Raw genomic sequence first — 26813 nt, forward strand, 5'->3', positions numbered from 1 at the left:
TTACAATTTCGATCACAATTCCTTTACATACCATCTTGAGTTCCTCGTTATAATCGTCTATTTATTTGTATATACATATTCATTGTTGCGAACAGACAGACACATAACCAGACTTTTGAATCAGAGATAATTCATGGAACGAGTACTCACCAACCTTCGACTAGTGACGATGCACACAGGCAATGGCTATCGAGTTATCGAAAACGGCATGATTGGCATTACCAATGGCAAGATCATGTTTGCAGGTAAAGCCTGCCACGACGATCTGCATGGCCATCCTGATGTGATTGATTGCCACAATGCACTGGTGACACCAGGACTCATTGATTGTCATACCCATCTGGTTTTCGCTGGCAATCGTGCCTCCGAATTCGAACAGCGCCTTAACGGGGTGACTTATGAACAGATAGCCAAAGCTGGCGGCGGGATCCTCGCAACCGTTCGCGCAACCCGCGAGGCATCAGAAGACGAACTTTACCAGCTGGCCCTTCAACGTCTGCAAGGACTAAAAAGTGACGGCGTCACGACTATCGAAATCAAATCGGGCTACGGACTAACCATTGACGATGAGCTAAAAATGCTTCGTGTCGCACGCCGTATTGGTGAACTCAAAGATATTAAAGTCTCGACGACCCTGCTTGCCGCGCATGCAGTACCGCCGGAGTACACCAATCGCGCTGATGACTACATCGATTTAATCTGCCGGGAAATCATCCCAGCGGCTGCCCGTGAAGGCTTGGCCGATTATGTTGATGTGTTCTGTGAAGGGCTCGGGTTCTCTCCACAGCAATGCCAGCGCGTTTTTGCCACAGCGAAAGAATTTGGTCTCGGGATTAAAGGCCATACAGAGCAACTGTCGAACCTCGGAGGTAGCGCCCTCGCCGCCCGTATGGGAGCAACATCTGTCGATCATGTTGAATATCTGGATCACGACGGTGTTGCCGCTCTTGCGGCGGGTAATACGGTTGCAACACTGCTCCCCGGCGCATTTTACTTTCTGCGAGAAACGCAGCTGCCCCCGATCGAGCACCTTCGCCAGTTGGATGTTCCCATGGCTATTGCAACGGATTTTAACCCTGGCACCTCACCGATAGCATCACTCCGTACCATGATGAATATGGCCTGTACCTTATTCAGGCTTACCCCGGAGGAATGCTTGCGCGGGGTAACGTGCAACGCTGCAATGGCTTTAGGCCTCAGCGAAAATCGTGGCCGGATCCAGGAAGGAATGGATGCTGATCTGGCTCTCTGGCAGCTAGAAAGCCCGGCAGAATTATCGTACCGCCTGGGGGTTCCTGATTTAATCGCGCGTGTTGTTGATGGTGAGCTGTTCTATGCCAATGAAGCGAAAGGCTCTATAGATAAGGAAAAGCATAATGCCTATTGATATGAGTGCATGGCAAGGCCGGTGTGATCCGGAAGACGGTGAACTAGGCATGCGCTGGCATCAAAAAGTGCTACCCGCTGATCTGGCTAATAATGAAGGCATTATGCTGCTTGGTTTTGCCTGCGATGAAGGTGTCGCCCGTAATAAAGGCCGCACCGGCGCCTTTGATGCCCCTGTTGCCATCCGCCGCGCTTTAGCCAATCTGGCCTGGCATCACAAGGAACCCGTCTATGACGGCGGCGATATCTGCTGTAATGATGGCAACGTAGAGCTAGCACAATATCGCTTGGGGGAAGATGTCAGTCGTGCATTGCGCCAGCGCCACAAGGTTATCGTCTTTGGCGGTGGCCATGAAGTGGCATGGGGAACGTTCCAGGGCATTGGTAATTATCTGCTGCAGAAGCAGCGCGTCTGTGAAGATATGGCTGATCAGCCGGTTGGACAGGCCGCACCTCGTGTTGGTATCATCAACTTTGATGCCCATTTTGATTTAAGAAATCCCCCAGCAGGCCCGAATGCAGAACAAGGCAGTTCGGGCACCCCCTTCCATCAGGCCGCGCGTTTTTGCCAGCGCCAGAACTGGCCATTTAAATATACCTGCTTAGGGCTGAGCCGAACCAGTAATACCAAGGCACTCTATGAAAAAGCCGACCGACTAGGGGTGCGATACAAAGACGATACCGAGCTGACTCATCATAACCTCGAACATACCCTGTCCGAGCTGAACGCTTTTATTGACGGGTGTGATCACCTGTATCTCACCATCGATCTGGATGTCTTTCCTGCATCCGTCGCCCCCGGTGTCAGTGCACCGGCGGCACGCGGCGTACCGCTTGAAATTGTCGAGACATTAATGAACCCCATTTTAAGCGCTAAAAATGCACAAGGTGACTCGAAGCTATTAGTTGCCGATTTAGCCGAATATAACCCCCGTTTTGATATTGATAACCAAACAGCACGGTTAGCCGCAAGGCTGGCCTGGACTATCGCCCGTGCAATCCGTTAATCATTTCCCCTTATAGTTACGATCGCACATAGCAAGGAGAGCAACATGACGCGAGTATCACCCCGCCCCCAAGTAGCAAAGGCACGATTAGATGAAACAAGAACCATCATTGCACCTACCGGTACAGAATTGAATGCCAAATCCTGGCTAACAGAAGCACCGTTGCGAATGCTGATGAATAACCTGCATCCCGATGTAGCTGAGCATCCCCATGCACTGGTTGTCTATGGCGGTATCGGCCGCGCTGCCCGTAACTGGGAGTGCTATGACAAAATTGTTGAGGTACTTAAGCGGCTGGAAAGTGATGAAACCTTGCTGGTACAGTCCGGCAAACCTGTCGGTGTTTTTAAAACACACACCAATGCACCGCGAGTATTAATAGCCAACTCTAACCTGGTTCCACATTGGGCGAATTGGGAACACTTCAACGAACTGGATAAACAAGGCCTGATGATGTACGGGCAGATGACTGCCGGTAGCTGGATCTACATCGGTTCGCAGGGCATCGTGCAGGGTACTTATGAAACTTTCGTGGCAATGGCTCGTCAGCACTTTAATGGTGAAGCCCATGGCCGCTGGATCCTGACTGGTGGCCTTGGTGGCATGGGTGGCGCTCAGCCTCTTGCTGCAACAATGGCTGGTTTCTCAATGATTGCCGTTGAATGCGATGAATCCCGAATTGATTACCGTCTGCGTACCGGTTATGTCGACTGCAAAGCGACCCGTTTAGATGAAGCCCTGGCCATTATTGAAGAGTCCAAAAAAACCGGTAAACCGGTCTCTGTCGGACTGTTAGGCAACACCGCCGACATCTATCCAGAGCTGGTTGAGCGTGGCATTACACCAGATGCAACCACCGATCAAACGTCGGCACACGACCCGTTGAATGGCTATCTGCCAAAAGGCTGGAGCATGGCGTATGCCGCTGAAATGCGAACCAAAGACGAAGCTGCTGTCGTAAAGGCGGCGAAACAGTCTATGGCCATTCAGGTACAGGCGATGTTAGATCTGCAAACTGCGGGCTCGGCAACGGTAGATTACGGTAACAACATCCGCCAGATGGCGTTTGAAGAAGGCGTCAAAAACGCATTTGACTTCCCGGGCTTCGTACCTGCTTATATACGTCCGCTTTTTTGTGAAGGTATCGGTCCGTTCCGCTGGGCAGCATTATCGGGCGATCCGGAAGATATTTACAAAACCGATCAGAAAGTGAAAGAGCTGATCCCGGATAATCCGCATCTGCATAACTGGTTAGATATGGCTCACGAGCGTATTCAATTCCAGGGCTTACCAGCACGGATTTGCTGGGTTGGTCTGAAAGATCGTGCTCGTCTCGGTTTGGCATTCAATGAAATGGTTAAAAATGGCGAGCTGAAAGCACCAGTTGTTATCGGCCGTGACCACCTGGATTCCGGCTCTGTTGCCAGCCCTAACCGTGAAACTGAAAGCATGATGGACGGCTCTGATGCGGTTTCTGACTGGCCGCTACTCAATGCGCTGTTAAATACAGCATCAGGGGCAACCTGGGTATCACTTCACCACGGTGGCGGTGTCGGCATGGGCTTCTCACAACATTCGGGCATGGTCATTGTCGCCGATGGCACTGACGATGCCGCAGAACGCGTGGGGCGAGTGCTTCACAATGATCCGGCAACTGGCGTAATGCGCCATGCCGATGCAGGTTACGACATTGCCGTTAACTGTGCTAAAGAACAAGGCCTTGACCTGCCAATGGTTAACCGTACAGATTGCAATCACAATAATAACAAATAACAGCTCGTGAAAAAGGAAGGATCATGTACCAGTTAGAAATTAATCCGGGAAAGCTATCGTTAAAACAACTTCGTGAAGTCAGCCGTCACTCAGTCCAACTGTCGTTAAATGATGAGGCATTGCCGGGCATGCTGGCCAGTGCAGAAGCCGTCGCGCAAATTATCAAAGAAGACAGAGTGGTTTATGGCATCAATACCGGTTTTGGCTTACTGGCCAATACCCGGATTGCGGCAGACGATCTGGAAACCCTGCAACGCAGTATCGTGCTTTCCCATGCTGCCGGTATTGGCCAGTTCATGGATGATGCCACCGTGCGTTTGATGATCGTGCTTAAGGTAAATAGCCTGGCACGTGGCTATTCCGGTATTCGCCCATTAGTTGTAAATGCCTTAATTCAATTAGTGAATGCTGAAGTGTATCCGTGCATTCCTAAAAAAGGCTCGGTTGGCGCCTCGGGCGATCTTGCTCCCCTCGCCCACATGAGTACCGTTCTGCTGGGCGAAGGGCAGGCCCGCTACAACGGTGACGTAATTACTGGCGCCCGGGCGCTTGAGATTGCAGGCCTGGAACCCATCACACTGGCCCCGAAGGAAGGTCTGGCTCTGCTGAACGGCACTCAGGCGTCAACAGCCTTTTCGCTGGAAGGTTTATTTGCAGCAGAAGATCTGTATGCGGCTGCCACAGTTTGTGGCGCGATGACCGTTGATGCCGCACTCGGCAGCCGCCGTCCATTTAACCCCCGAATTCACCGTGTGCGTGGTCACCGTGGCCAGATTGATGCAGCAATGGCGTATCGTCATATGTTGGATCATCATAGTGAAATAGGCCAGTCACACCTGCAATGCGAAAAAGTACAAGACCCTTATTCGCTCCGTTGCCAGCCGCAGGTCATGGGCGCCTGCTTGCAGCAAATTCGTAATTCGGCAGATATTCTCGAAATTGAAGCCAATTCGGTGTCTGATAACCCGCTGGTATTTGCTGACGATGGCGATATTATTTCTGGTGGCAACTTCCATGCTGAACCGGTTGCGATGGCCGCCGATAACCTGGCACTGGCAATTGCAGAAATAGGCAGCCTGTCAGAACGTCGTATGGCGCTATTGATCGACAGTACTCTGAGTCAGCTACCGCCATTTCTGGTCGATAATGGCGGCGTCAACTCCGGCTTTATGATTGCTCAGGTAACGGCTGCCGCGCTTGCCAGCGAGAACAAAACCTTCGCTCACCCGGCATCAGTAGATAGCCTTCCAACGTCTGCAAACCAGGAAGACCATGTCTCTATGGCCACCTTCGCTGGTCGTCGCTTAACCGATATGGCTGAAAATACACGGGGCATTCTTGCCGTTGAATTGCTCGCAGCAGCACAGGGGTTGGACTTCAGAAGCCCGGTAAGAAGTTCTGAGCGCATCGAACAGGCCAAAGCGCAGTTGCGTGAACGAGTTACCTTCTACGACAAAGATCGCTATTTTGCACCCGATATCGAAAAGGCAAATCAGCTGTTGAAAGAAGCACTCTACAATCAACTAATGCCAGCAGCGCTGTTGCCAAGTCTATAAACAATAAGCAGCCGATCATTAATTCGTTTTACCTCAAACCATACCGGGATTGTTGTTTTTTCAACACTCCCGGTAATTTCATCGACCTATCACATAGTGCTTAGAAGTTGATTTACAAGCTTTTTCACTCAAAGCAACTTCATTATAAAGCTAAAACCTTGATAAATGCACGGTTACCTCTTGCTGAAATAGTCTAAGATGTTGATGAGACACCAATAACATTATATCGCTATCAATATTGTTCTGCCGTGGAGGATGCTATGTGGCAAGCCATTTCTCACCAGCTTTCAGAGGTATTAGGGATAACGTTCAAAATCACTGAGCGGGAAGCCCTCGCCGGTGGTGATATTAATCAATGCTATTGTATTGGTGATGGTGAGGAACGCTTCTTTATCAAGCTTAATGACAAAGAGCAACTCGCCATGTTTGAAACCGAAGCGGAAAGCTTACGGATCCTCAATGAAGCAGATTGTGTGCAAGTCCCGCAATTTTTTCACGTTGGCACCTGCCGTGATAAATCGTTTATTATTCTTAACTACTTACCCACAAAAGCCATTGATAGCGATACGGCTTTTATACTTGGCCAGCAATTAGCCAAGTTACATCAATGGGGAGAACAACCTGAATATGGCTTTGATTTTGATAATTATATCGGCATAACACCGCAGCCGAACAAATGGCGCCGTCGTTGGTGTCGTTTTTTTGCTGAGCAACGCATCGCCTGGCAGCTTCAATTGTGTGAAGAGAAAGGCATCAAGTTCGGCAACATCGACACCATCACCGGTAACGTAATTAAGCTTCTGATGAACCATCAACCGAAGCCCTCATTACTTCATGGTGATCTCTGGCACGGTAATACGGCACTCACCGTAACCGGTCCGCTCATCTTTGATCCTGCTACCTATTGGGGAGACAGAGAGTGTGACATCGCGATGACTGAACTATTTGGTGGTTTCCCGGCCAGTTTTTATCAAGGCTACCAATCTGTCTGGCCTTTAGATGACGGGTATCAAGATCGTCGCGATCTATATAATCTATACCATGTTTTAAACCACTGTAATCTGTTTGGTGGTGATTATTTAGCTCAGGCCGAACACACAATAGAGAAGTTAGGTTTAGCACAGCCATGAGTAACAACCCCACCGCTTTGGTATACAGTGCCAGCCATTGGCTTTATTGATACCTGATACTGAATTCTTAGCTTGCATCGTAAGCTAAGAATTTTTATTTTATAGGGCAATATATTGTTGAGTATGAATAATACCGATAGGTAATACTACTGACGTTAGGATAATCATGTTAAAAGCTGCAGTATTTGATATGGATGGCCTGCTGGTCGATTCAGAACCTTTTTGGCAACAAGCACAAGTCGAAGTTTTTTCTTCTTTAGGTGTCATTATTGAACAAAAAGAAACGTTACAAACCATGGGATTACGAATCGACCAGGTGGTTGAATTCTGGTTTAACAAGCAACCATGGCAAGGTCCAGATTGCGTAGCCGTCACGGCTTCTATCGTGGATCGTGTGAAAGAACTGGTTAAAGAGCACAAACCTGCGCTACCCGGTGTTTTCGAAGCCATCAATGCCTGCGAAGAAATGGGATTAAAAATTGCCCTTGCCTCTTCTTCTCCGATGAGTTTAATTATCGCAACGTTAGAAGCACTCGCATTAGAAGATAAGTTTGAAGCTGTACTGTCAGCTGAACACCTTCGCTACGGTAAACCTCACCCAGAAGTCTATATCAACGCCGCTGATGCACTTGGTATCGCACCACAAGCCTGTGTCGCCTTTGAGGACTCCGTTAATGGCTTACTTGCCGCCAAAGCTGCACAAATGAAAGGTATTGCCATTCCGGAAAAAGCATACGCTGATGACCCACGTTGGGCCATTGCTGATTATAAACTTTCCTCGCTGCACGAAGTAAAAGAACGGTTACTGCGCAGCCTGTAAATTATAATTTCCTCCTCTTTGGTGTAAAGATAATCCCACTTGTCTTTACATCAAGTTATTACCACTGCAGCTCTCTGATTTGTTCCCTTTTTGACATCTTATAAAATATTTCAGTTCGTATAAAAAACAAAATATCCAGGCAAAAATGAATAATTTGAGGCAGTCAGTCCATTAGATCATCGAAACTTGAAATTAACTCAAACTTCTTTGTTAATTCTCGGCAAAAACGAATACTTAACGCTACGATTTAGTTATACCTATTTATTACAGCCGATTGAGCCGTTAGAAGAACGGAATGCGTGGATTTTATAAGCTTTATGCACCAGCAAGCGCATTCAAAGGAGTACAACATGAAGAACTATTCTGAGCAAAATGTCGTTTGCCCACACTGCGGGCATAATATTCAGATCACGCTTGATACCAGCGGGGGAAGCCAGGAATTTTATGATGAATGCCCTGCATGCTGTAATGCCATCCACCTTAATATGCAAGTGGACGAGCAACACAAAACCATTAACTTATTTATTGATGCCGATGATGAGCAGATCTTTTAAATGAGCAATTATAATAGCGTTACTCCTGTTAACACCCACGATTTTATATCTATGTATGAATGGAAACCATTAGGCTGTGCCTCATTAGGATTTCAAGCGCAACGAGAGCAATAGGTACAAAATAAAAAGGGAATACAAGTTAACATTCCCTTTTTATACCGCTATCACACCTTATACCCAAACCATCTTAACTGACAGGGTTTCGCGAGAATTCATTGCTCGGTTTGGGTCTATTTCACTGATTAATTCGCTAATACCCGCTCAACCGTATCAACCACAGCCTGAGTTTGTGGATCAATCTCAATATTGATCACATCGCCTGCAGAGCGCACTTTTAAGTTTGTGCGCTGTAATGTCTCGGGAATTAAATTGACATTAAAAGTATTATCAACCACATCTCCAATCGTCAGGCTGATCCCATCAATCCCGATATAGCCTTTTGTGAACACATACTTCATCTGTGCTTGCGGCATTGTAAACCATACCTGACGGTTATTTTCAGAGACCACCACCTCTTTAACCACCGCGGTGCACATAATATGACCTGACATAGAGTGGCCTCCTATCTCATCCCCAAACTTTGCGGCCCGTTCAACATTAACGCTATCACCTGCTGACAACAGGCCTAAATTAGTCACTTTCAGTGTCTCTTGCATTAAATCAAAAGAGACGACATCGCCATCCACCGCTGTCACCGTCAGGCAGCAGCCATTATGGGCAACAGATGCACCAAGTGTTAATCCGTCAGATAACCCTTGAGGCATTCGAATTACATGTGTCTGAAAGTTTTCTTTCTTTATGATTTTAATAACTTCAGCTGTACCTTGAACAATTCCGGTGAACATTATCTCTCCTACATATTGGTTGATGGCGTTCTATTGATAAATATTATACCCAAACACCAAGCGAGATAATAATCCCCACAGGTAGGCCACCTAAAAATACAGTTATATTCAACTTATCAGAATAACGATTGTCTCTGCGCATTGAATCGCTATAATTCAGCGCACACCTGCGGACATATTTCTCTGTATCCGATATACCTGCTTTCAGGAGCATTCTGTGCATAATTACCGGCGTGAAACACGTCAATTACTCAAGCTAACAATCCCCGTACTCATCGCCTCAGTCGCTCAAACATCGATGGGGTTTGTCGACACCGTAATGGCAGGCAGCGTAAGTGCCACTGACATGGCGGCAGTTTCTGTTGCGACCAGTGTCTGGTTACCCTCTATCCTGTTTGGTGTCGGCTTGCTGATTGCTTTGGTTCCTATTGTGGCAACCCTTAATGGTTCGGGCAATAAGCAAAAAATTCCATTTGAAGTACAACATGGTTTCATGTTGGCTGCCATTATCTCCTTACCGATTATTTGGGTGCTCTACAATGCCGGCGCTCTGATAGACATGATGGATGTCGAGCAAGACCTGGCAGATAAAACGATTGGTTACCTGCATGCCGTTTTATTTGCGGTTCCTGCGTTCCTCTTTTTTCAGAACCTTAAAAGTTTCTCTGAAGGCTTGTCTCTTACCATACCTGCAATGGTCATTGGCTTTATTGGCCTTGCTGCCAACATCCCGCTTAACTGGATATTTGTATATGGTAAGTTCGGCGCACCTGCGCTGGGCGGGGTTGGCTGTGGTGTTGCAACAGCAATTGTGTATTGGTTAATGTTCTTTTCGATGCTGGTATACGTAAAACTGAACAGACGGTTAAACGCGATCGGGCTGTTTAGCCATTGGCACAAACCACAGCTTTCAGCAATCTTGCGCCTTTTCAAACTGGGGTTGCCCGTGGCGGCCTCTATCTTCTTTGAAGTATCCCTCTTTGCTGCCATTGCGCTGTTAATTTCCCCTCTGGGTTCAATTACCGTTGCCGCCCATCAAATTGCGAGTAATTTCTCGTCGCTGATCTTTATGATCCCGATGAGCCTGGGGGCGGCACTCAGTATCCGTGTGGGCCACCTGCTCGGTCGACAAGATCTTGAAGAAGCGAAGATTGCTTCTCATTGTGGTTTACTCGTCGGGCTGGTAGTTTCAATGCTTACGGCACTGTTAACCGTGATATTCCGCGAACAAATCGCGCAAATGTATACCGACAACCCTGACGTTATCCTTATCGCGGGACAGCTTTTGTTCTTGGCTGCTATCTATCAATGTACCGATGCTATACAGGTTGTCGCAGCGGGTGCGCTACGCGGCTACAAAGATATGCGTGCTATCTTTATTCGCACCTTTATCGCCTACTGGATATTAGGTCTGCCTGTGGGTTATATTCTTGGTATGACTGACTGGGTTGTTGGATCGATGGGGCCGCATGGTTTCTGGATTGGCAACATTGTCGGTCTGTCATCGGCCGCTTTAATGCTGGCAAGCCGTTTACGCTGGGTGCAACGCCAGGGCAATGATTTCCAGATTGAAATGTCACTTCGATAGCAAAGTGTCATTGCCGTCATAAGGTGCCGTTCCGGCTGAAGCCTGTAGCCCGCCGCGCGTTGTGACACAGGAAACCGTTTAGATTGACAAACAGCGATTTGTCAATTTGCTTTGAAAAACGTTTCTCAGAATCACACTTGTACGTTAATCATAAGTAGGGAGAAATTATGGGCAACAATGAATACACGCCACCGAAAGTTTGGGTTAATGCTACAAATGGCGGTAATAAATGGGCAAGTATTAACCGCCCCGTTTCAGGTTCGACACATGACAAAGAGTTACCTGTCGGTGAACACCTATTACAACTTTACTCCCTTGGTACACCTAACGGACAAAAAGTGACGATTCTTTTAGAAGAGCTATTAGCTTTAGGCATTAAAGAGGCTGAGTATGATGCTTATCTGATTAATATCGGAGAAGGTGAGCAATTTTCATCAGGATTTGTTGAAGTAAATCCTAACTCGAAAATCCCGGCCCTCGTCGATAGGTCTGGTAATGAAAAAATTCATGTATTTGAATCAGCTTCAATTCTGGTTCATTTAGCAGAGAAATTTGGTCAGTTTTTACCAAAAGAAGGGAATGCAAGAACTCAGACATTTAACTGGCTGTTTTGGGCGCAAGGTTCAGCCCCTTTCCTTGGCGGCGGGTTTGGACATTTTTACGCTTATACTGATGAGAAGCTGGAATACCCTATCAATCGTTTTGCGATGGAAGCCAAACGCCAGTTAGACGTATTAGATAAGCAACTCTCTAAACACACCTATGTCGCAGGTGAAGAGTACAGTATTGCAGATATGGCGATATGGCCGTGGTACGGCAATTTAGTGCTAGGTCATTTGTATGATGCCGCAGAGTTCTTACAAGTAGAAACATATACTAACGTTGTACGTTGGGCGAAAATGCTTGAAGGAAGAGAAGCGGTACAACGCGGACGCGTCGTAAACCGCTCTTGGGGCGAAGAATGGGAACAAGTTCCAGAGCGTCATTCCGCTGAAGATATTGATAGCGTATTAAAATTACGCCCGTAATTGCACTGACTCTAGCGTAGGCACAACACAACCAGGTTTTGCCTCTGGTTCGCCATTCAACCGCACTGTCTTATTCATTTATGTTCCGCATCGAGTCAGCAGATAATGCTGACTCGGTTTTCTTCTCTGCGTACACACCAAAAAAGAGCGCTGATATGGCAATCCACGTTTGATCCTTGCAAGATCAAAGTGGGATTATAAAACTGCCTGATGTATTCTTGTTGCACAAAATCACGTGAAGAACAGTGCATTCCAACGTAAGCCGTTAATTGAATTATGCATTCATATGCAAGGGATGAGATATGAAAAAGAACAAAAATGAAGCCAAGCTACTGAAAAAAGCCATGGAGCTGGGCATGGCCTTTGCAAAGAAACAAGGGTATGGCGATCTGGAAAAAACCGTTTCATCAACTGAAAGAGTCGAGTGTGTTTATCGCCTGTTGGTGGAATGTAAACAAATTACCCCGCTGGCAATCGATCAAGAAGATGGGGTAAATATGAAGCACAAGTTGGTGCTGTGGATTTCACGCCTGCTTCCGCCAGACCATGAGCTATTAAATTAATTGTCTTTTCCCAACAAAAAGGTCTGCCAGTGCAGACCTTTTTGATACTTATGTGCTTAATCTCTTAGCACGCTACCTATTCGATCCGTAATAAACGCCCGGTCAAAGCAGGAGCACTTACCGTTGTTCGCAGATCTCCGGCGATGATTTCTTTACCATATATAGAAAGTAATCGGGCCTAGCATGCAGCTAAGAAAGCCAGCAACTTCCCCCTGCTTTACTTAAATCGTCATTTTTTGCGCTTTATCACAAAAAAACAGCGTCGAAACTCAAGTAACAGCCAGGCCACCAACTCGATTCAATTAAGCTCGCCTTTAAAACAATGAGAAATGGGGATTGATTAACCGTCTGTATTTTATCATTAATGCTATATGGTGCATGCACCGACACCAAACTGATTAATGCGCGAGCAAATAAACACTATTTAAGAAAAAAGCGACCTCAAACACTTGCGCCAGTTAGTTCGAGTCGCTACTATTCCTTTCGTTCCCAAGACGGAACACCTAGTAAGAACGTAAATAAAGCTCGCTTAGCTCAGTTGGTTAGAGTACTTGCATGACATGCAAGGTGTCACTGGTTCGAGTCCAGTAGCGAGCACCAAATTAAGAAAGCCTGTTCTCAGAACAGGCTTTTTTTTGTGCGTGGCATTTAATGAGCTTACTGCAAGGCTGGTTTCCATTGCAGTCAACCACATTGAGATTTGTTGTTCTATCCTTATACCAATCTGGACTATTCTTCTGACTGGTACCACCTCATGACTTTTATTACCGACATTGTTTCCAGCTACGTCCATCAAGCCTGCGTGTCTGAAATTAAGCAAATGGCGATGTTGAGTGCCCGGGTGGAAGGAGCCGTCTCACTCGCGTGGGGATTGCCATCTTTCAGAACGCCAGACTACATCCGTAACGGGGTTATCAAGCGGCTCAGTGAAGATCCAGACGCCGGGAAATACACCCTGCCGGATGGTCTGCCGGAATTCCGTGATTTGGTTGTTCAAAAACACCTCGCAGAGACAGGGATCAACGTCTCTGCCGATAGTAACGTCATGATCACTGCGGGCAATATGCAGGGGTTGAATACAATGTTTCACACCATGCTCGATCCCGGAGATGAAATCATTCTGACCGATCCATGCTTCGCATCCCATATCCAACAAATCATTCTGTTTAACGGCAAAGCCGTTTACTGGCCCTTGGATGAGAGCAACAACTGGAGTCTGGATATTGATCGGTTACCGGCATTGATTACCGATAAAACCCAGGCCATTGTGCTGGTAACCCCCTCGAACCCGACAGGTAAAATATTTACCGAGCAAGAATTGGTACAAGTGGGCGAAATAGCCAGACAACACGACATTCTGGTCATCATTGATGATCCGTACAGTAGTTTTACCTATGAAAACGGCAACAAATATTTCAATCTTGCCAGCGTCGAACGCTATAAAGACCATGTCGTCTACCTGCATTCCTTTTCCAAGGCCTACGCCATGAGCGGATGGCGTCTTGGTTATATGATCATGCCGGAAGAGCTTAAGCGGGAGGCAATGAAGGTACACGATGCAACCATGATCTGTGCGCCGCGCATTTCTCAGCTGGCTGGTATCGCCGCCCTCTCCCAACCTTCAATCCATAAGCAAGAATTTGAAGCCATACTCAAACAACGCCGCAGTTTGATGGTCGAGCGACTGTCAAACGTCCCCCACCTTTTTTCCTGGCAAAAACCGGAAGGTGCCTATTATATGTTTCCCAAAATTCTGGTGGATCACACAGACTCAAAATCCTTTGCCATTGATCTGCTATACAACGCCAAAGTAACGGTAACACCGGGAAGCGCCTTTGGTCCCTCGGGTGAAAGTCATGTCCGTATGGCCTACTGTGTTGATGAAGACACAATCAATATTGCCTTCGACCGGATAGAAAACTACTTTTCCGGTAAATGATCCGTAGCCGGATTAGTAATTAATCTTTAATGGCATACAAGGTGTCATTCGTTTCCTAAACAAAAGTTCATTTTTCTGAATAGGCTTATTGCGTTACCTATTGAATGTCTATACTTAATACGCGCAGCCCCAGGGCATGACAGAAAGAAACAGATAAACTAATGAGCGGAGCTAATCATGAAAGACCAACTTAAAGAAAAAATCGATCTATCCCGAAAAAAAATTCGGGAGGCAAGCAATAAAATTGAAGAAAAATCTGAGGAGTTTTCTGCTGATACCAAAGAGTTGTGGCAGCAAGCCAAAGACCGGCTCTCAGAAATTAACGGAAAACTGGGTGAAGCTTCAAATCATCTGGCCAGCAAGAAAGATGACGCAGCCCTGCAAGCCCATCTTGCCGCCATGGAGGCACATGACAAATGGCAGAAAATCAGCGACTCTTTTGACGGTTTTGAAAAAATAACCCATCAAAAAGTCCGTGAGGCAAAAGGCGAGCTTGAGCACGCCGCACTGCAAAGCCACCTCGCTAAGATGAATGTCGAAGACTTTATGGAGGAAAAAGGAAATAGCATCGTCCATGAATTTAAAGTTTCACAGAAAAAGATTGAAAACACCACTATGGCTTCCTTAAAGGATATGGAAGACTATTTTAGCAAAATAGCTAAAAAATTTAGCCGTGATAGTTAATCGCTGTCGCAGCCAACCAGTCCGTTGTATCTGGAACAGCAAGTTTATCGAGACGTCATACAGATTCAAGGCGTAAATGCCTACCACTGTCATTTTACGGGTAGTTACGCCGAATTTATCCAGCCTGCCTTTATGTCAAATAATACCCAGCCATCGGAGCAAATCTGCGTTTTACCCTAAATACATTCGTGACATTCATCACGTTACCTTGCTAAAATCCCGCCGTTTTCTATCTTTCCCCGAGGCGGCTATGACCAGTAAAAGTCTACTTACCAATATTGTATCCTTGTTGATTTTGCTTGTGGGTTATCTTACTAACCAGCAGGTTGTCATGTTCTGTGGCTTGTTTGCTTTTTCAGGCGCATTAACCAACTGGCTTGCTATTCATATGCTGTTTGAAAAAGTACCGGGACTTTATGGTTCGGGCGTGATCCCTGCCCGCTTTGAAGAGTTCAAACTCGGCATTAAGACGATGATGATGGAGCAGTTCTTTACCCAGGAGAACGTCGACCGCTTCCTGACCAATGAAATGGCCAACCCGGTTCAGCTGGATCTTCAGCCCGTTATTGAGAAGATTGATCTTAGCCCGACCTTTGATTCGCTGATTGAAGTGATCATGAACTCCTCTTTCGGCGGCATGTTGGTGATGATGGGCGGCGAAGAAGCGTTACAGCCACTCAAACAGCCTTTCATTGAAAAAATGCAGGAATCAATTACTGAGATCAGCCAGAACGATGACTTTAAACAAGCATTAAAAGATCAGTTTGAACAGCCGGCAATGTTCAATGAGATCCAAGCCACGATTGAAGAGATTATCGATCAGCGTCTGAATGAACTAACGCCTCAGTTAGTTAAAGAAATGGTGCAAAAGATGATCCGCGAACACCTTGGCTGGCTGGTGATCTGGGGCGGTGTACTGGGCGGTGCTATCGGCATCATTTCAGCACTGATCACCGCTTAAGTTCGGTTATCTTCCTTAAATACAAAACGCCGCCTCCCCCCCTTAAGGCGGCGTTTATATAATAAACTAACGATCTTGTAGCCATAACGCCTAAAAATCAGCCATTGATTTACTTTCAATTGCCATTTCATCCGTTTTCATTGATGTCGTCATGATTTACGCCATAATACTGTACATACAGACAGCTAATTGGTGAGGCACAGATGAAAACTATAACGACCGAAATGCCCCATGCTGGTGTTTTCTTTACATACCACAGTAAGCCACTGTAAGTGGCTAATTTCAGCACCCATTTAAACTGTGCCGCTATCGCCAGTGGTCTTGCGGCAACGGCATTGCTATCAGCAGGCAATATTCAGCCGATCACCGCCTTATGGCTCGCTTTCTTAGGCTCAATTGGTGGGCTGCTACCCGATATCGACTCAGATAATTCAACGTCGATGAAAACGTTATTCGGACTGTTAGCGGCGATCTGCAGCTTTGTGCTGGTGTGCCATATTTCCCCGCATGTCACCATGCTGGAATTGATCCTTTATGCGGTTTCACTCTATCTTTTTATCCGCTACAGTGCCAAGTCTGTGTTTGAAAAAATCACTGTCCATCGGGGTTGCTGTCATTCGCTGGCGTTTGTTGCATTACTGGGGATATGTATTGTTTGCTTAGCCCGTTTGATGGGGTATCGCGAGACCACCAGCTGGCTTTCTGGTCTTTTTGTAACGGCAGGAGGCGTATTGCACCTTGTTTTGGATGAAGTCTATAGCGTCGATCTGGCAAACAGAAAGATCAAGTCATCATTTGGCACTGCGCTTAAAATTATTTCACTGCGAAACCCGATGATAAGTTTTGCTCAAGTCGCGGCTATTCTCGCGCTGTACCTCGCGGCCCCGCCCTATGATTCAACACTGAGTTTACTGGCAGATTGGCAACAGTTTCAGTTCCGTCCGTCATGGCTGGATTTAAAAACCGTCTCGTATTCCCTGCGTGATTTTATTAGCTCGACAGCCGATATTTTTCAGGGCTTTTCAAATACAGCTTAATACCGTCCATAGCAATTTATTTTGCTTCATATTAATAACCACCGTCGAGACGGTGGTTTAACTGATTATAACTACAGTATTTTGGATAAAAATTGCTGTAACCGAGAATGCTTGGCACTACCGAAAATATTTTCTGGGGTATCACTGACCAGTAATTCTCCCTCTTCCATAAACAGCACTCTGTCGGCGACCTCGCGGGCAAATCCCACTCGATACAGCAAGCTCTTTATATGATCTTCAATCTCTTTCGCTGTCCGTTTGGTCAACATTAACGATGCCAGCATGGCATTGCCCTTCATGGTCTTCTGAGGAATAAATTAAACAACTGCTTTCGATGAGTATAACGCTCTCAATTTACGACGAGTCAATATTAGGACAATCAATGTTTAATTTAACAATCAGTTATTCGGTGAATGTCATATTTGTATAATAAAACTTCACTTTACCTACAAATCTTATGCGTCACACCTCAAAACCCATGCTATATATTCATGCCTAACAAGCCATACAAAAAATCAGTTTGAACTCGAATCTTCCACTCGAATACTTAACATTTTTATTGAGGTAACTTCAACAGCACAACATTTTGAACAGTGATTAATTATCGTCTCTAATGAATTTACACATAACAGATGACATGCCAACCACCGAACAAAGCAATCAGACATAAATCAATATTTACCAATACGTAACAATAGCTTAATCACCTTGATTAGTACTGTTTTTCGCTATCAACTTTTTCACCGCAGTCTAAAAATCACAACTCATATGTGCAGTATAACCAACCTTGAACATCAGAAAGTGAAATAGCTAATTTATCGGTACATAAATCAGATCATGCGCTATCAAGCATGTCTTTATTTTTAGTCAATCTCGCTAATTTAAGCGGAATTTACTTATCACAAGTTTTTGCAACAAACACGAATCAGAACTTACAGGAGATAATAATGAGAAAAATGTTTAAGGGCTCTGCCTGTGCTCTTGCTCTGCTGGCACAACCCGTTTGGGCCGTCGAGCACACAGACGCAACGGTTTTTGACAAACAAGTCATCCATTTTGATCAAATGATTGATGCCGTTTCTTCCGCTACGCCAACACAGGGCGATAAATATTTCTCGATAGCGACCCGAAGTAGTAATAGCGCAGTCTTTGAAGCTAAACTTTCATCGTTGACCATGGGCAAGATAAAAATGGCTGATGGAAATATCTATAACCGTATTATGCTACCAGACGGCGGCAGCCCGGCAGAACCAGGTAAACCCAATCTGACAGGTTACCGACAAATGGTTCGCATTCCTGAAGGTGCACAACTGGATATTGCAATTGATGAGGTTGAGTGGTCTGAAACATTTAGCGATATCACCGTCGACCCGGTTCAATTGCCCTTCCCTGACGTTGTCACAATGGATGGTGAACGACCTGATCAACACATGCCATTCGTTAAAGATGAGGCTGCTTACGGTCTCTTAACTGATAGTAAAAGCCCACTGGTTACCGTTATAGAAACAATCCGTGTGCGAGGCAAAAGCTATGCGGTAATTTCATATCGACCAATTGAATTTAATCCGATTGAAAAAACCGTTCGTTTTGCGCAAAAAGTACGTTTTCATGTGAACTATGTTCTGCCAGAAAACAGTCAGCAAAAAGCCAAGCGTAAAGACGCGCTAGATTTTGATGCGCCGACAGATTCCATCATCGACATTCGATCCGAAACGACGAAAGACTCTGGAAAGGATTTTATTCCAGCCCAGCCAGAAACTAATTCGACAATTACTCCGTCTCAGGCTGCGGATTACTTAATCATTACCGCAGATCGATTCAGAAACGCCATAGAACCTCTGGCAGCATGGAAGCGTAAAAAGGGCTATAACGTTTATGTCGCACCTATTACTGAAACCGGTAGCACTCAGGCTCAGATCAAAGAATACATTGCCAATGCGTACAAGAAAGGGACAATGACCTCCTATGTTCTTTTTGTTGGCGATCATGAAGATGTTCCCGCCTGGGAAATCGTCGGTCATGGTTATCATGGCACGGATCATAAGTGGCACACCGATTTCGAGTACACCCTGGTTGATGGCTCCGATAAATACCCTGACCTGGTGATCGGCCGTTTACCTGGTGATACCGAAGATCAGATCACTAACATGGTCAATCGAACATTAAATTATGAAAAAACACCATTTGATTCAGATCGTTACAGCCACGCCCTACTGGCGGGTCAGTATCAGGACAGCAATAATAATAGAAAAGCCGATCGAATGTTTATGGAAGATCTTCACCGGGTGGCCGACTTCCTCGGGCCTGATTATAACTTCTTCGGCAGTCCCGGCGACCTGTTTAACAAAGGCTATCAAATCCACACAGCACTGCAGTGGGACGCCGATCTAACGAAAGAACTTCAATATGGTGGATGGGACTACGGCAGCGCAAGGATAACACCGCCGTTGACGGTTCCCCAAGAGTGGAAAAATCAGGGGAATGGTAACAAGGTTCAAATCGCAACAGCGATTAACCAAGGCGTCGGGCTGGTTATGCACCGAGATCATGGTTATGCCGATGGCTCTGGCTGGGCAGATCCGCAATATACCGCTTCGGAAGTCAACGAACTGGTCAACGGTAACATGTCGCCAGTCGTTTTTAGCCTTAACTGTGCGACCGGCTGGTTTGACGGCAAAGATTCATTTGCAGAATCTTGGATGCGCAATCCTAACGGTGGCGCAGTAGGCTTCACAGGTGCTGTACGTGTCAGCTATTCCGGTTACAACGATCTTATGCACGCCGCCATTATGGATAGCTTCTGGGATGATTATGACGGCAATTGGTCCAGCAATATTTACCCGGTTTCATGGCGTCCGGCAATGGCAATGAACCGTGCCAAGCACCGCCTGTTCAACCACTTTGGGGCCCAAGGCCTAGCACTTTCAACAGCTCGTTTCTTCAGCTGGTTTGGCGATCCTGAACTGGAATTACGAACCCAACGTCCGCAAGAACTAACGGTGACTCACCCAACACGCTTTACCCACGGAAGCGTTGCATCATTTGATGTCACCGTTCGCAGCGACGGTGAACTGTTAAAAGATGCACGCGTTGCACTGGTTACCGTATCGGGTGAATCCCATGTGGCCACCACGGATCAAAACGGACTTGCACATTTTGAACTGAAAACCAATGAAGCGATGACCCTAACGGTCACTGAGCACAATGCAGCGGCCTATGAAGGCCAGATTACCGTTGAAGGTAATGGCCCTAAAGCCAATGTTCAATCAGGTCAAACCGTTGAAGCTAGCGACTGGTTTTTCTTAGACGGACGCCAATCTGTCGCGTCTAAAGGAAGACTTCGTTATCACTGGACACAGACTTCAGGACAGAGCGTTACCATCAATCGCGCTTACTCGAGCAGAGCCTGGGTGCAAACAGCAGAAAATATCACCAGTGATGAAACTCTGGTATTCAAACTAACGGTAACTGACGGATCTGGTTTAAGTCATTCAGCCTCGCACACCGTGGTTGTAAAAGCACCTGCGAGCACAACTAATCTCGCACCTGTCGCACAAGCTGATTCAGATCAAACGGCCTCATTTAATCAATGGATCACTCTAAACGGCAGACAATCAATGGATCCTGATGGTTCCATCGAGAGCTATAAGTGGACTCAGATTGAGGGGCCTGCAGTTAGAATTGACTATTCGGATAACAGTTACGCCTATGCTGCAACACCTGCATTCGATGCAACGTTAAAATTCCAATTAACAGTCACCGATAATGAAGGTAAGAGTAGTTCGGTTCTACAGACCGTGGTTGTAAAAGATCCTGACGTTCCGTCTAACCAGGCACCAGTGGCGCATGCAGGTTCTGAACAAACAGCATCGTTTAATCAATGGATCGCGCTAGACGGCAGGAAATCAAGCGACTCTGATGGTTCCATCGTAAGCTATAAGTGGACTCAGATCGAAGGCCCAGCAGTACGGATTGACCATTCAGATGGCCACTACGCCTATGCTGCAGCACCGGCATTCGAAACAACGTTAACATTCAAATTAACAGTGACGGATAATGAAGGCATGCAATCTTCATCGACCAATACTATCCATGTTAAATAAGGTATAAAATTGAAACTTGATCTGACAGTTAGCAATCTTCGGGATGGTGGCTGTCAGGTTAAGGTCATTGTTAAAAATATGGTTCTATCGAAAAGTTATGCTGATGTACATACGTAATAATTTTCAGATGTAATCTGTTTGCAAACTCGTACAATTAATCCAAAAAAATAAACCTATCGGGTTGTTTAATTGTCCATTTTTCTTCACATTTAAACCACCGTCGAGACAGTGATTTAAATGATTATAACTACAGTATTTTGGATAAAAATTGCTGTAACCGAGAATGCTTGGCACTACCGAAAATATTTTCTGGGGTATCACTGACCAGTAATTCACCCTCTTCCATAAACAGCACTCTGTCGGCGACCTCGCGAGCAAATCCCATTTCGTGGGTAACCACCACCATCGTCATGCCATCTGCTGCGAGTCCTTTCATGACATCCAGCACTTCGCCGACCATTTCTGGATCAAGCGCTGATGTTGGCTCATCAAACAGCATAATGTCGGGCTTCATTGCCAATGCGCGCGCAATGGCTACCCGCTGCTGCTGTCCACCAGAAAGGTGAGAGGGATAAACATCCATTTTTTCGGCTAACCCCACTCGGTACAGCAAGCTTTCTGCGTGCTCTTCAACCTCTTTCGCTGTCCGTTTAGTGACGGTTAACGGTGCCAGCATGACATTGCCCTTCACGGTCTTGTGCGGAAATAGATTAAATGACTGGAATACCATTCCCACATTTTCACGCAGGGCGTTAATATCAGTTCCTCGGGCATACATATCTATGCCATCAATCATAATAGTGCCAGAATTGATATCTTCCAGCTGATTAAGCGTGCGCAGAAATGTCGACTTACCCGATCCCGACGGGCCGATAATCACGACCACTTCACCGCGCTTGATGGTCGCACTTACCTTTTTCAATGCATGACAGTTATTCGGATATATCTTGTCGACTTGGGTCGCGACGATCATCTCGTTGCCGTTGTAATCTCTAGTCACTGGACGCTAACCTCTTCTCAATGCGTTGAACAAACCAAGATAACGAAGTGGTTAATAGCAAATATAGCCCCGCTACCACGAACCAGATTTCGAACGTGGCAAAGCTGCCACTGATCACTTCACGCCCGGCTTTTGTCAGATCCGTAATTGAAATAACAGAAACTAAAGAGGAATCTTTGATTAAGGTGATCAACTGTCCGGCCATTGGTGGCAGTGTGCGTTTAAATGCCTGAGGCAATATGACATAAACCATTGCCTTGGGGTAACTCATACCAAGCGAACGGGCTGCTTCCATCTGGCCCGGCGGAATGGACTGGATACCCGAACGAATAATCTCTGCGATATACGCCCCGGTAAAAATAGATAACGCAACGACACCGGCGGTAAATCGTTCCAAATCCATTATCGTACCCAAGAAAAAGTAGACGATGAATATCTGAACCAATAAGGGCGTACCACGGATAATTTCTACATAGAGAAATGAGAAGTTCTTGGTAACCGGATTATCCGATATCCGCATCAGTCCCGCGACTAAACCGAGAATGACAGCAAAGAATAATGAAATAACAGATATTTTCAGTGTCACCCAAAGTCCGAACACTAAGGGTCCGATTGACCAATGTTCCGATCGCGCAATAATATCTCCCTCAAATACGATGTCACCGTCTTCGACCAAACGTTCATCGTAGTTCTTCACTCGTTGAGGGCTGTCATCGTAATCAAAATCGATGATCAGTGAGCCATTGTCATTAACAATGACAGTTCCATCACCGCCAGCTCTGATTTCCAGAGGAGAGGTATCGAGTAAATAAGGGGTTACCCTTTCCCATTGCCAGTTGTAATTTATTTGTTTGGAGGATTGATACACACCAAGAATGGATAACCCGAGAATAACAACAAAAAGGCCGTGCCACAGCCAACGATTCGACGTCCTAAACATAACTTCTTCCATTAGGCGTTGGGGAGTAAAACAAGCCGGCCAGACATACCGCCTGGCCGATGATGGTTATTGCACTTGCTTCAACCAACTGTCGTTTTTAAACCATTTGTCGTAGACACGATCATACGTACCATCGCCTTTGATCTGACGAAGGAAGTTATTTAAAAAATTCAGCATATCGCTATCGCCCTGTACAACCGCCCAACCTAGCGGTTCAAATGTAAATGGCTGATCCAGGTGCACAACTTTACCTGCGTTTTGCGAGGCATAAATAGCATTAAACGGCATATCGTAAATGAACGCATCGGCCTTACCGTTTGCCACTTCAAGTACGGCATCAGACTGGGTTTCAAATACGTTTAGCTTGGCTTTACTGATCATACGTTTAATTGCTTGCTCACCCGTGGTGCCCAGCTTAGTCGCAATAGTATATTGACTATCATTCAAGTCTTTATAGCTGGTGATTTTTCCTTCAAGCTCAGGGTTAAGCAGAATACTCTGGCCAATGACAATATAAGGGTCAGCGAAATTAACTCGCATATTACGCTTGGCATTTATTGTCATGCCAGCATTAATCATATGGCACTTTCCCGTCAGCAAGGTGGGTATAATTCCATCCCAGGCAGTATTAATCGGCACATATTTCACATCCATCTGACGCGCCATCAACTTACCGATATCAATATCAAACCCAATAAAAGAACCATTTTTACTTTTCATTTCAAACGGCATATAGCCAGCATCAAAACAAACCCGTAACTCACCCGATTTTGCAATATCATCGAGGATCGGACCAGCAGACGTTGTAGCCGACGTAGTAAGAAGTGCTAAAGCAGCGACAAAACCACCAAATAATTTGCGCATAGACATCCCTGTATAGTTAGGCTGTTTAAGTCTTTAATTTAAACAGCAAATTAGTTATAACTCACCAGCATCAATACGACACCGTTGTTTTTATAACAAATTAACCACTACACACCCAAACATTTACGAAACAAATAACAGCAAAACCATTAACATGGGGGCCCTTTGGCAATATAATTGATGGCTATGTGTATCGATTAGAGTGATTACCACCCCACCAGTAATATCGCCCCCATGAATACTTTGAAAATAAGATAATATTCAGAATATTAGAAAACTTATGCTAATAATGGTTTTGTCCTAACAATATTAACAATCAAATGATATCTAGCACCGGTATATGGCGCGGCAATATGCGGCTGAACTCTGGTTCCGGAAGCGGCCTGGAAAACAAGTAACCCTGTCCGTAATCACAGCCGGCGGCAGCCAGTAAAGCTCGCTGCTCCTCAGTTTCAATCCCTTCAGCTACGACTTGCATGCCTAGTTTGTGTGCCATTACGATGATGGCCTCACACAATGCCATATCGTCTGAATTCGCTTTGAGATTACGCACGAACGATTGATCGATCTTGATATTATCGATATGAAATTTTTTGATATAAGACAGGGACGAATAGCCGGTGCCAAAGTCATCCAGTGAAACCTGAATTCCGGCATCACGAAACGCAAGCAGCTTGTCCGTGACTGTTTTGCTGGCGTCAAGCAACAAACCTTCAGTGATCTCGACAATAACAGCCTGCCCAGGCAGGTCAAGTTCTTGCAGGTGTTGCAGCCAGCTCGAGATATCACTTCCTCCGTCACAAAACTGCAACGGGGATTTATTAATACTGATCTGAAAGTTTTTATGGTGCGATGCACGCCAGCGAGCGGTCTGGTGAGCCGCCTGACGGAATACCCAATCTCCAATCTCGACAATGATGCCGGTTTCTTCGGCAATAGGGATAAATTCAGCAGGGCTAACCAAGCCGAGAACTGGGTGTTGCCAGCGGATCAATGCCTCGGCTTTACTGATGTTACCTGTTGCCAGCTCAACGATTGGCTGATAGTGAAGTTGTAACTGGTTGTTTTTAATCGCTTCACGTAAATCGTTTGCTAATTGCCGCCGGTATTGCGCCTCTTCATACATGGATACAGTAAAAAGGTGGTAACGGTTACGCCCTTGCTCCTTGGCCGAATACATGGCTTGGTCGGCATTCATCAGCAGAGCCTCCGTTTCATTACCGTCATCCGGATAGAAGGTAATCCCAATGCTGGGGGTGATATAAATGGTTTCAACGCCGAGCAAGAAAGGCGCAGAGAATGCGTGCAGAATTTTTTGGGCAACTCGTTCAGCGCCCTGTGTATTTTCCAGCTCACCGAGGATCACGGTAAATTCATCCCCTCCAAGCCGAGATACCATATCGGTTTCCCGTACACAGCCGCGCAGGCGCAGTGCTGCAGCATTAAGTAGCTGATCCCCCAAATTATGGCCAAGGGTATCGTTTACTTTCTTAAAATGGTCAAGGTCAAGAAACAGCAAAGCCATGGGCATGGTGGAAAGGTCCGTCTTCTTCTTTTCCAGATCCAGCCGCTCAATAAACATACGGCGATTAGGCAGCCCGGTTAAAAAATCAAAGTTAGCCTGGGTCCAGATAATTTCTTCAGACTTTTTCTTATCGGTAATATCGGACAACAGAGCAACCCGGCGATGGATTGCCCCATCAGAATTATAAATGGAGTTAACTGTCAGCATCGCAACATAGTCTTCACCGTTTTTATGACGACCCTTCACCTCTCCCTGCCAGCGGCCAGTCGTATTTAAAGCATGGTACATGGCCTGGAAGACCTTTTTATCCTGGTTAGACGTCAGAAATGTAGGGCTTTTATTTTTGATTTCATCGAGCGAATAACCCGTCATTTCCGTAAACGCAGGGTTAGTGGTAATAATTTCTCCCTCGCTGTCAGTAACAACCATCGCCTCACTGCTGTTTTGATAAACCATTGAGGCCAGTTTCATCGACTCTTCGGCCTGTTTGCTCTCAGTGGTATCTAACATACCGGCAATCACAAACTGGACTTTCCCATCGATTCGGTAGCAGGTAATCGTCATGTGGGCATAAACGGTATCGCCCCCCTTACGGATGAAACGTTTGTTTAACGAATAGCCCTCATTTTCACCCTTCAGCATACGATCAAACTGATCCAGATCAGGCTGCAGATCTTCAGGATGAGTCAACTCAGGCCAGGTCAGCCGAAGCAGCTCTTCCTCGCTATAGCCAAGCATTTCACAGAGCCGGGGGTTTACCCGCAACCAGCTTTTTTCCGGATGGGTGATAGCAACCCCAATGTTGCCCAAATCGAATTGAGAGCGGAACAGGAATTCGCTTTCCTGTAAAGCAACGGCTGTCTGATCACGCTGGAGACGTCGGGTAAACAACATCCCCAGAACAACGGTGATCAATGGGTAAATAAGTAATACCGGAAAGGTGATGCTAGAGAGTACCTTGAGCGCGATATCCCACGGCAAAGTAAACATCAACGCCAGCATTACCCCATGAATAACGATGCCGAACAGGTAAATTTCACGGGCCAATAACTCTGATAACGGACGCTGACGGTAATAGTGCCAGGCAATGCCCAATAAGCCTGAAGCGACGATCACCATGACCCCAGTAATTGCAGCGTCGCCCCCCTGATAAAGGCGTAATATTGCGGTCATCACCATAGCAACTAAAGTAGGAACTGCGCCAAAAAAAAGTCCGGCGATCCCAAGCAGCACCGAGCGGGTATCAAATACAATTCCAGGTGCATACTCCCAGGGTGTGAGCATGATGATAATGCCGATCACTCCCAGCGCAATACCCGTGAGCACCGTCCAGAATGGAGCGAATGCGGCACGACTGCGACTGGTTGCCATATCGTAGATAAAAAACATTGCCAGTAATAAGGCGGCATTGTGCGTCAGAGCGAGAAAACCAGCATTGTTCATTCTTGTCGTTGTCTCTTTTTTATTTGCATCTGTCATGCATTTATATTGTTATATTCGTCATTTACAT

At 46.1% G+C, this 26813-nt stretch carries 21 protein-coding genes and 1 tRNA gene; 16 read left to right on the plus strand and 6 right to left on the minus strand.

All coding sequences use genetic code 11. The annotated features are described in order from the left end of the window. Positions 1-133: 133 nt before the first annotated feature. From hutI to AC2204_RS00370, 7 genes are all read left to right on the plus strand, one after another. Positions 134-1387, plus strand: a complete 1254-nt coding sequence (gene hutI, locus AC2204_RS00340; RefSeq protein ID WP_318923274.1) for an imidazolonepropionase — start codon at positions 134-136, stop codon at positions 1385-1387. After that, positions 1377-2393, plus strand: a complete 1017-nt coding sequence (gene hutG, locus AC2204_RS00345; RefSeq protein ID WP_318923276.1) for a formimidoylglutamase — start codon at positions 1377-1379, stop codon at positions 2391-2393. The genes hutI and hutG overlap by 11 nt, the downstream gene beginning before the upstream one ends. 45 nt (positions 2394-2438) lie before the next feature. Continuing rightward, entirely contained in the window at positions 2439-4166 is a 1728-nt protein-coding gene (gene hutU / locus AC2204_RS00350) for a urocanate hydratase (protein WP_318923279.1), read from the plus strand. A gap of 23 nt (positions 4167-4189) precedes the next feature. After that, positions 4190-5722, plus strand: a complete 1533-nt coding sequence (gene hutH / locus AC2204_RS00355) for a histidine ammonia-lyase (protein ID WP_318923281.1) — start codon at positions 4190-4192, stop codon at positions 5720-5722. Positions 5723-5982: 260 nt separating this feature from the next. Beyond that, entirely contained in the window at positions 5983-6852 is an 870-nt protein-coding gene (locus AC2204_RS00360) for a fructosamine kinase family protein (protein WP_318923283.1), read from the plus strand. A gap of 166 nt (positions 6853-7018) precedes the next feature. Further along, on the plus strand, positions 7019-7672 hold the full coding sequence (gene hxpB, locus AC2204_RS00365; protein ID WP_318923286.1) for a hexitol phosphatase HxpB: 654 nt from the start codon (positions 7019-7021) through the stop codon (positions 7670-7672). Positions 7673-8022: 350 nt separating this feature from the next. Continuing rightward, on the plus strand, positions 8023-8226 hold the full coding sequence (locus AC2204_RS00370; RefSeq protein WP_318923288.1) for a CPXCG motif-containing cysteine-rich protein: 204 nt from the start codon (positions 8023-8025) through the stop codon (positions 8224-8226). A gap of 242 nt (positions 8227-8468) precedes the next feature. Here AC2204_RS00370 and AC2204_RS00375 read toward each other — a convergent pair whose 3' ends face one another. Then, complete coding sequence (locus AC2204_RS00375) at positions 8469-9071, minus strand: riboflavin synthase subunit alpha (protein WP_318923289.1); 603 nt, start codon at positions 9069-9071, stop codon at positions 8469-8471. Positions 9072-9288: 217 nt separating this feature from the next. On the opposite strand from AC2204_RS00375, the gene AC2204_RS00380 reads away from it, so the two are divergent. The 8 genes from AC2204_RS00380 (at position 9289) to AC2204_RS00415 (ending at position 16871) form a co-directional block, all read left to right on the plus strand. Then, the gene (locus AC2204_RS00380) at positions 9289-10659 is read left to right on the plus strand and encodes an MATE family efflux transporter (protein ID WP_318923291.1); all 1371 of its coding nucleotides are present in this window, start codon (positions 9289-9291) and stop codon (positions 10657-10659) included. Between the two features lie 167 nt (positions 10660-10826). Next, the gene (gene yghU / locus AC2204_RS00385) at positions 10827-11687 is read left to right on the plus strand and encodes a glutathione-dependent disulfide-bond oxidoreductase (protein WP_318923292.1); all 861 of its coding nucleotides are present in this window, start codon (positions 10827-10829) and stop codon (positions 11685-11687) included. A 302-nt stretch (positions 11688-11989) separates the two neighbouring features. Continuing rightward, positions 11990-12250: a DUF5062 family protein gene (locus tag AC2204_RS00390; RefSeq protein ID WP_318923293.1), complete on the plus strand. Its 261-nt coding sequence runs from the start codon at positions 11990-11992 to the stop codon at positions 12248-12250. 523 nt (positions 12251-12773) lie between these two features. Beyond that, positions 12774-12850 (plus strand) — tRNA-Val (locus AC2204_RS00395). A gap of 154 nt (positions 12851-13004) precedes the next feature. Beyond that, positions 13005-14189, plus strand: coding sequence for a pyridoxal phosphate-dependent aminotransferase (locus tag AC2204_RS00400; protein WP_318923294.1), 1185 nt, complete (start codon positions 13005-13007; stop codon positions 14187-14189). 177 nt (positions 14190-14366) lie between these two features. Next, on the plus strand, positions 14367-14873 hold the full coding sequence (locus AC2204_RS00405) for a hypothetical protein (protein WP_318923295.1): 507 nt from the start codon (positions 14367-14369) through the stop codon (positions 14871-14873). Positions 14874-15123: 250 nt separating this feature from the next. Continuing rightward, positions 15124-15834, plus strand: a complete 711-nt coding sequence (locus AC2204_RS00410) for a DUF445 family protein (protein ID WP_318923297.1) — start codon at positions 15124-15126, stop codon at positions 15832-15834. Positions 15835-16106: 272 nt separating this feature from the next. Then, on the plus strand, positions 16107-16871 hold the full coding sequence (locus tag AC2204_RS00415; protein WP_318923299.1) for a metal-dependent hydrolase: 765 nt from the start codon (positions 16107-16109) through the stop codon (positions 16869-16871). A gap of 71 nt (positions 16872-16942) precedes the next feature. Here the strand turns inward: AC2204_RS00415 and AC2204_RS00420 are convergent, their stop codons facing one another. Beyond that, complete coding sequence (locus AC2204_RS00420; RefSeq protein ID WP_318923301.1) at positions 16943-17155, minus strand: hypothetical protein; 213 nt, start codon at positions 17153-17155, stop codon at positions 16943-16945. A 663-nt stretch (positions 17156-17818) separates the two neighbouring features. Here AC2204_RS00420 and AC2204_RS00425 point away from each other — a divergent pair. Next, the gene (locus tag AC2204_RS00425) at positions 17819-20974 is read left to right on the plus strand and encodes a C25 family cysteine peptidase (protein WP_318923303.1); all 3156 of its coding nucleotides are present in this window, start codon (positions 17819-17821) and stop codon (positions 20972-20974) included. A gap of 247 nt (positions 20975-21221) precedes the next feature. Here the strand turns inward: AC2204_RS00425 and AC2204_RS00430 are convergent, their stop codons facing one another. The 4 genes from AC2204_RS00430 to AC2204_RS00445 form a co-directional block, all read right to left on the minus strand. Next, positions 21222-21947 carry an amino acid ABC transporter ATP-binding protein gene (locus AC2204_RS00430; RefSeq protein ID WP_318923918.1) on the minus strand — a complete coding sequence of 242 codons (726 nt, stop codon included), beginning with the start codon at positions 21945-21947 and terminating at the stop codon, positions 21222-21224. Between the two features lie 19 nt (positions 21948-21966). Next, positions 21967-22914, minus strand: coding sequence for an amino acid ABC transporter permease (locus AC2204_RS00435; protein ID WP_318923304.1), 948 nt, complete (start codon positions 22912-22914; stop codon positions 21967-21969). Between the two features lie 66 nt (positions 22915-22980). Next, a complete protein-coding gene (locus tag AC2204_RS00440) occupies positions 22981-23778 on the minus strand; it encodes a transporter substrate-binding domain-containing protein (protein WP_318923306.1) in 798 nt (265 codons plus the stop codon). Positions 23779-24094: 316 nt separating this feature from the next. Continuing rightward, the gene (locus AC2204_RS00445; RefSeq protein WP_318923309.1) at positions 24095-26782 is read right to left on the minus strand and encodes an EAL domain-containing protein; all 2688 of its coding nucleotides are present in this window, start codon (positions 26780-26782) and stop codon (positions 24095-24097) included. Between the last annotated feature and the right edge of the window lie 31 nt (positions 26783-26813).

The sequence above is a fragment of the Photobacterium sp. genome, assembly GCF_057456235.1.

Excerpts from the sequence above, each read along its gene's own strand:
- hutI (WP_318923274.1), top strand. The coding sequence starts at position 134 with ATGGAACGAGTACTCACCAACCTTCGACTAGTGACGATGCACACAGGC.
- hutG (WP_318923276.1), top strand. The coding sequence starts at position 1,377 with ATGCCTATTGATATGAGTGCATGGCAAGGCCGGTGTGATCCGGAAGAC.
- hutU (WP_318923279.1), top strand. The coding sequence starts at position 2,439 with ATGACGCGAGTATCACCCCGCCCCCAAGTAGCAAAGGCACGATTAGAT.
- hutH (WP_318923281.1), top strand. The coding sequence starts at position 4,190 with ATGTACCAGTTAGAAATTAATCCGGGAAAGCTATCGTTAAAACAACTT.
- AC2204_RS00360 (WP_318923283.1), top strand. The coding sequence starts at position 5,983 with ATGTGGCAAGCCATTTCTCACCAGCTTTCAGAGGTATTAGGGATAACG.
- hxpB (WP_318923286.1), top strand. The coding sequence starts at position 7,019 with ATGTTAAAAGCTGCAGTATTTGATATGGATGGCCTGCTGGTCGATTCA.
- AC2204_RS00370 (WP_318923288.1), top strand. The coding sequence starts at position 8,023 with ATGAAGAACTATTCTGAGCAAAATGTCGTTTGCCCACACTGCGGGCAT.
- AC2204_RS00375 (WP_318923289.1), bottom strand. The coding sequence starts at position 9,071 with ATGTTCACCGGAATTGTTCAAGGTACAGCTGAAGTTATTAAAATCATA.
- yghU (WP_318923292.1), top strand. The coding sequence starts at position 10,827 with ATGGGCAACAATGAATACACGCCACCGAAAGTTTGGGTTAATGCTACA.
- AC2204_RS00390 (WP_318923293.1), top strand. The coding sequence starts at position 11,990 with ATGAAAAAGAACAAAAATGAAGCCAAGCTACTGAAAAAAGCCATGGAG.
- AC2204_RS00400 (WP_318923294.1), top strand. The coding sequence starts at position 13,005 with ATGACTTTTATTACCGACATTGTTTCCAGCTACGTCCATCAAGCCTGC.
- AC2204_RS00405 (WP_318923295.1), top strand. The coding sequence starts at position 14,367 with ATGAAAGACCAACTTAAAGAAAAAATCGATCTATCCCGAAAAAAAATT.
- AC2204_RS00410 (WP_318923297.1), top strand. The coding sequence starts at position 15,124 with ATGACCAGTAAAAGTCTACTTACCAATATTGTATCCTTGTTGATTTTG.
- AC2204_RS00420 (WP_318923301.1), bottom strand. The coding sequence starts at position 17,155 with ATGCTGGCATCGTTAATGTTGACCAAACGGACAGCGAAAGAGATTGAA.
- AC2204_RS00425 (WP_318923303.1), top strand. The coding sequence starts at position 17,819 with ATGAGAAAAATGTTTAAGGGCTCTGCCTGTGCTCTTGCTCTGCTGGCA.
- AC2204_RS00430 (WP_318923918.1), bottom strand. The coding sequence starts at position 21,947 with ATGATCGTCGCGACCCAAGTCGACAAGATATATCCGAATAACTGTCAT.
- AC2204_RS00435 (WP_318923304.1), bottom strand. The coding sequence starts at position 22,914 with ATGTTTAGGACGTCGAATCGTTGGCTGTGGCACGGCCTTTTTGTTGTT.
- AC2204_RS00440 (WP_318923306.1), bottom strand. The coding sequence starts at position 23,778 with ATGCGCAAATTATTTGGTGGTTTTGTCGCTGCTTTAGCACTTCTTACT.
- AC2204_RS00445 (WP_318923309.1), bottom strand. The coding sequence starts at position 26,782 with ATGACAGATGCAAATAAAAAAGAGACAACGACAAGAATGAACAATGCT.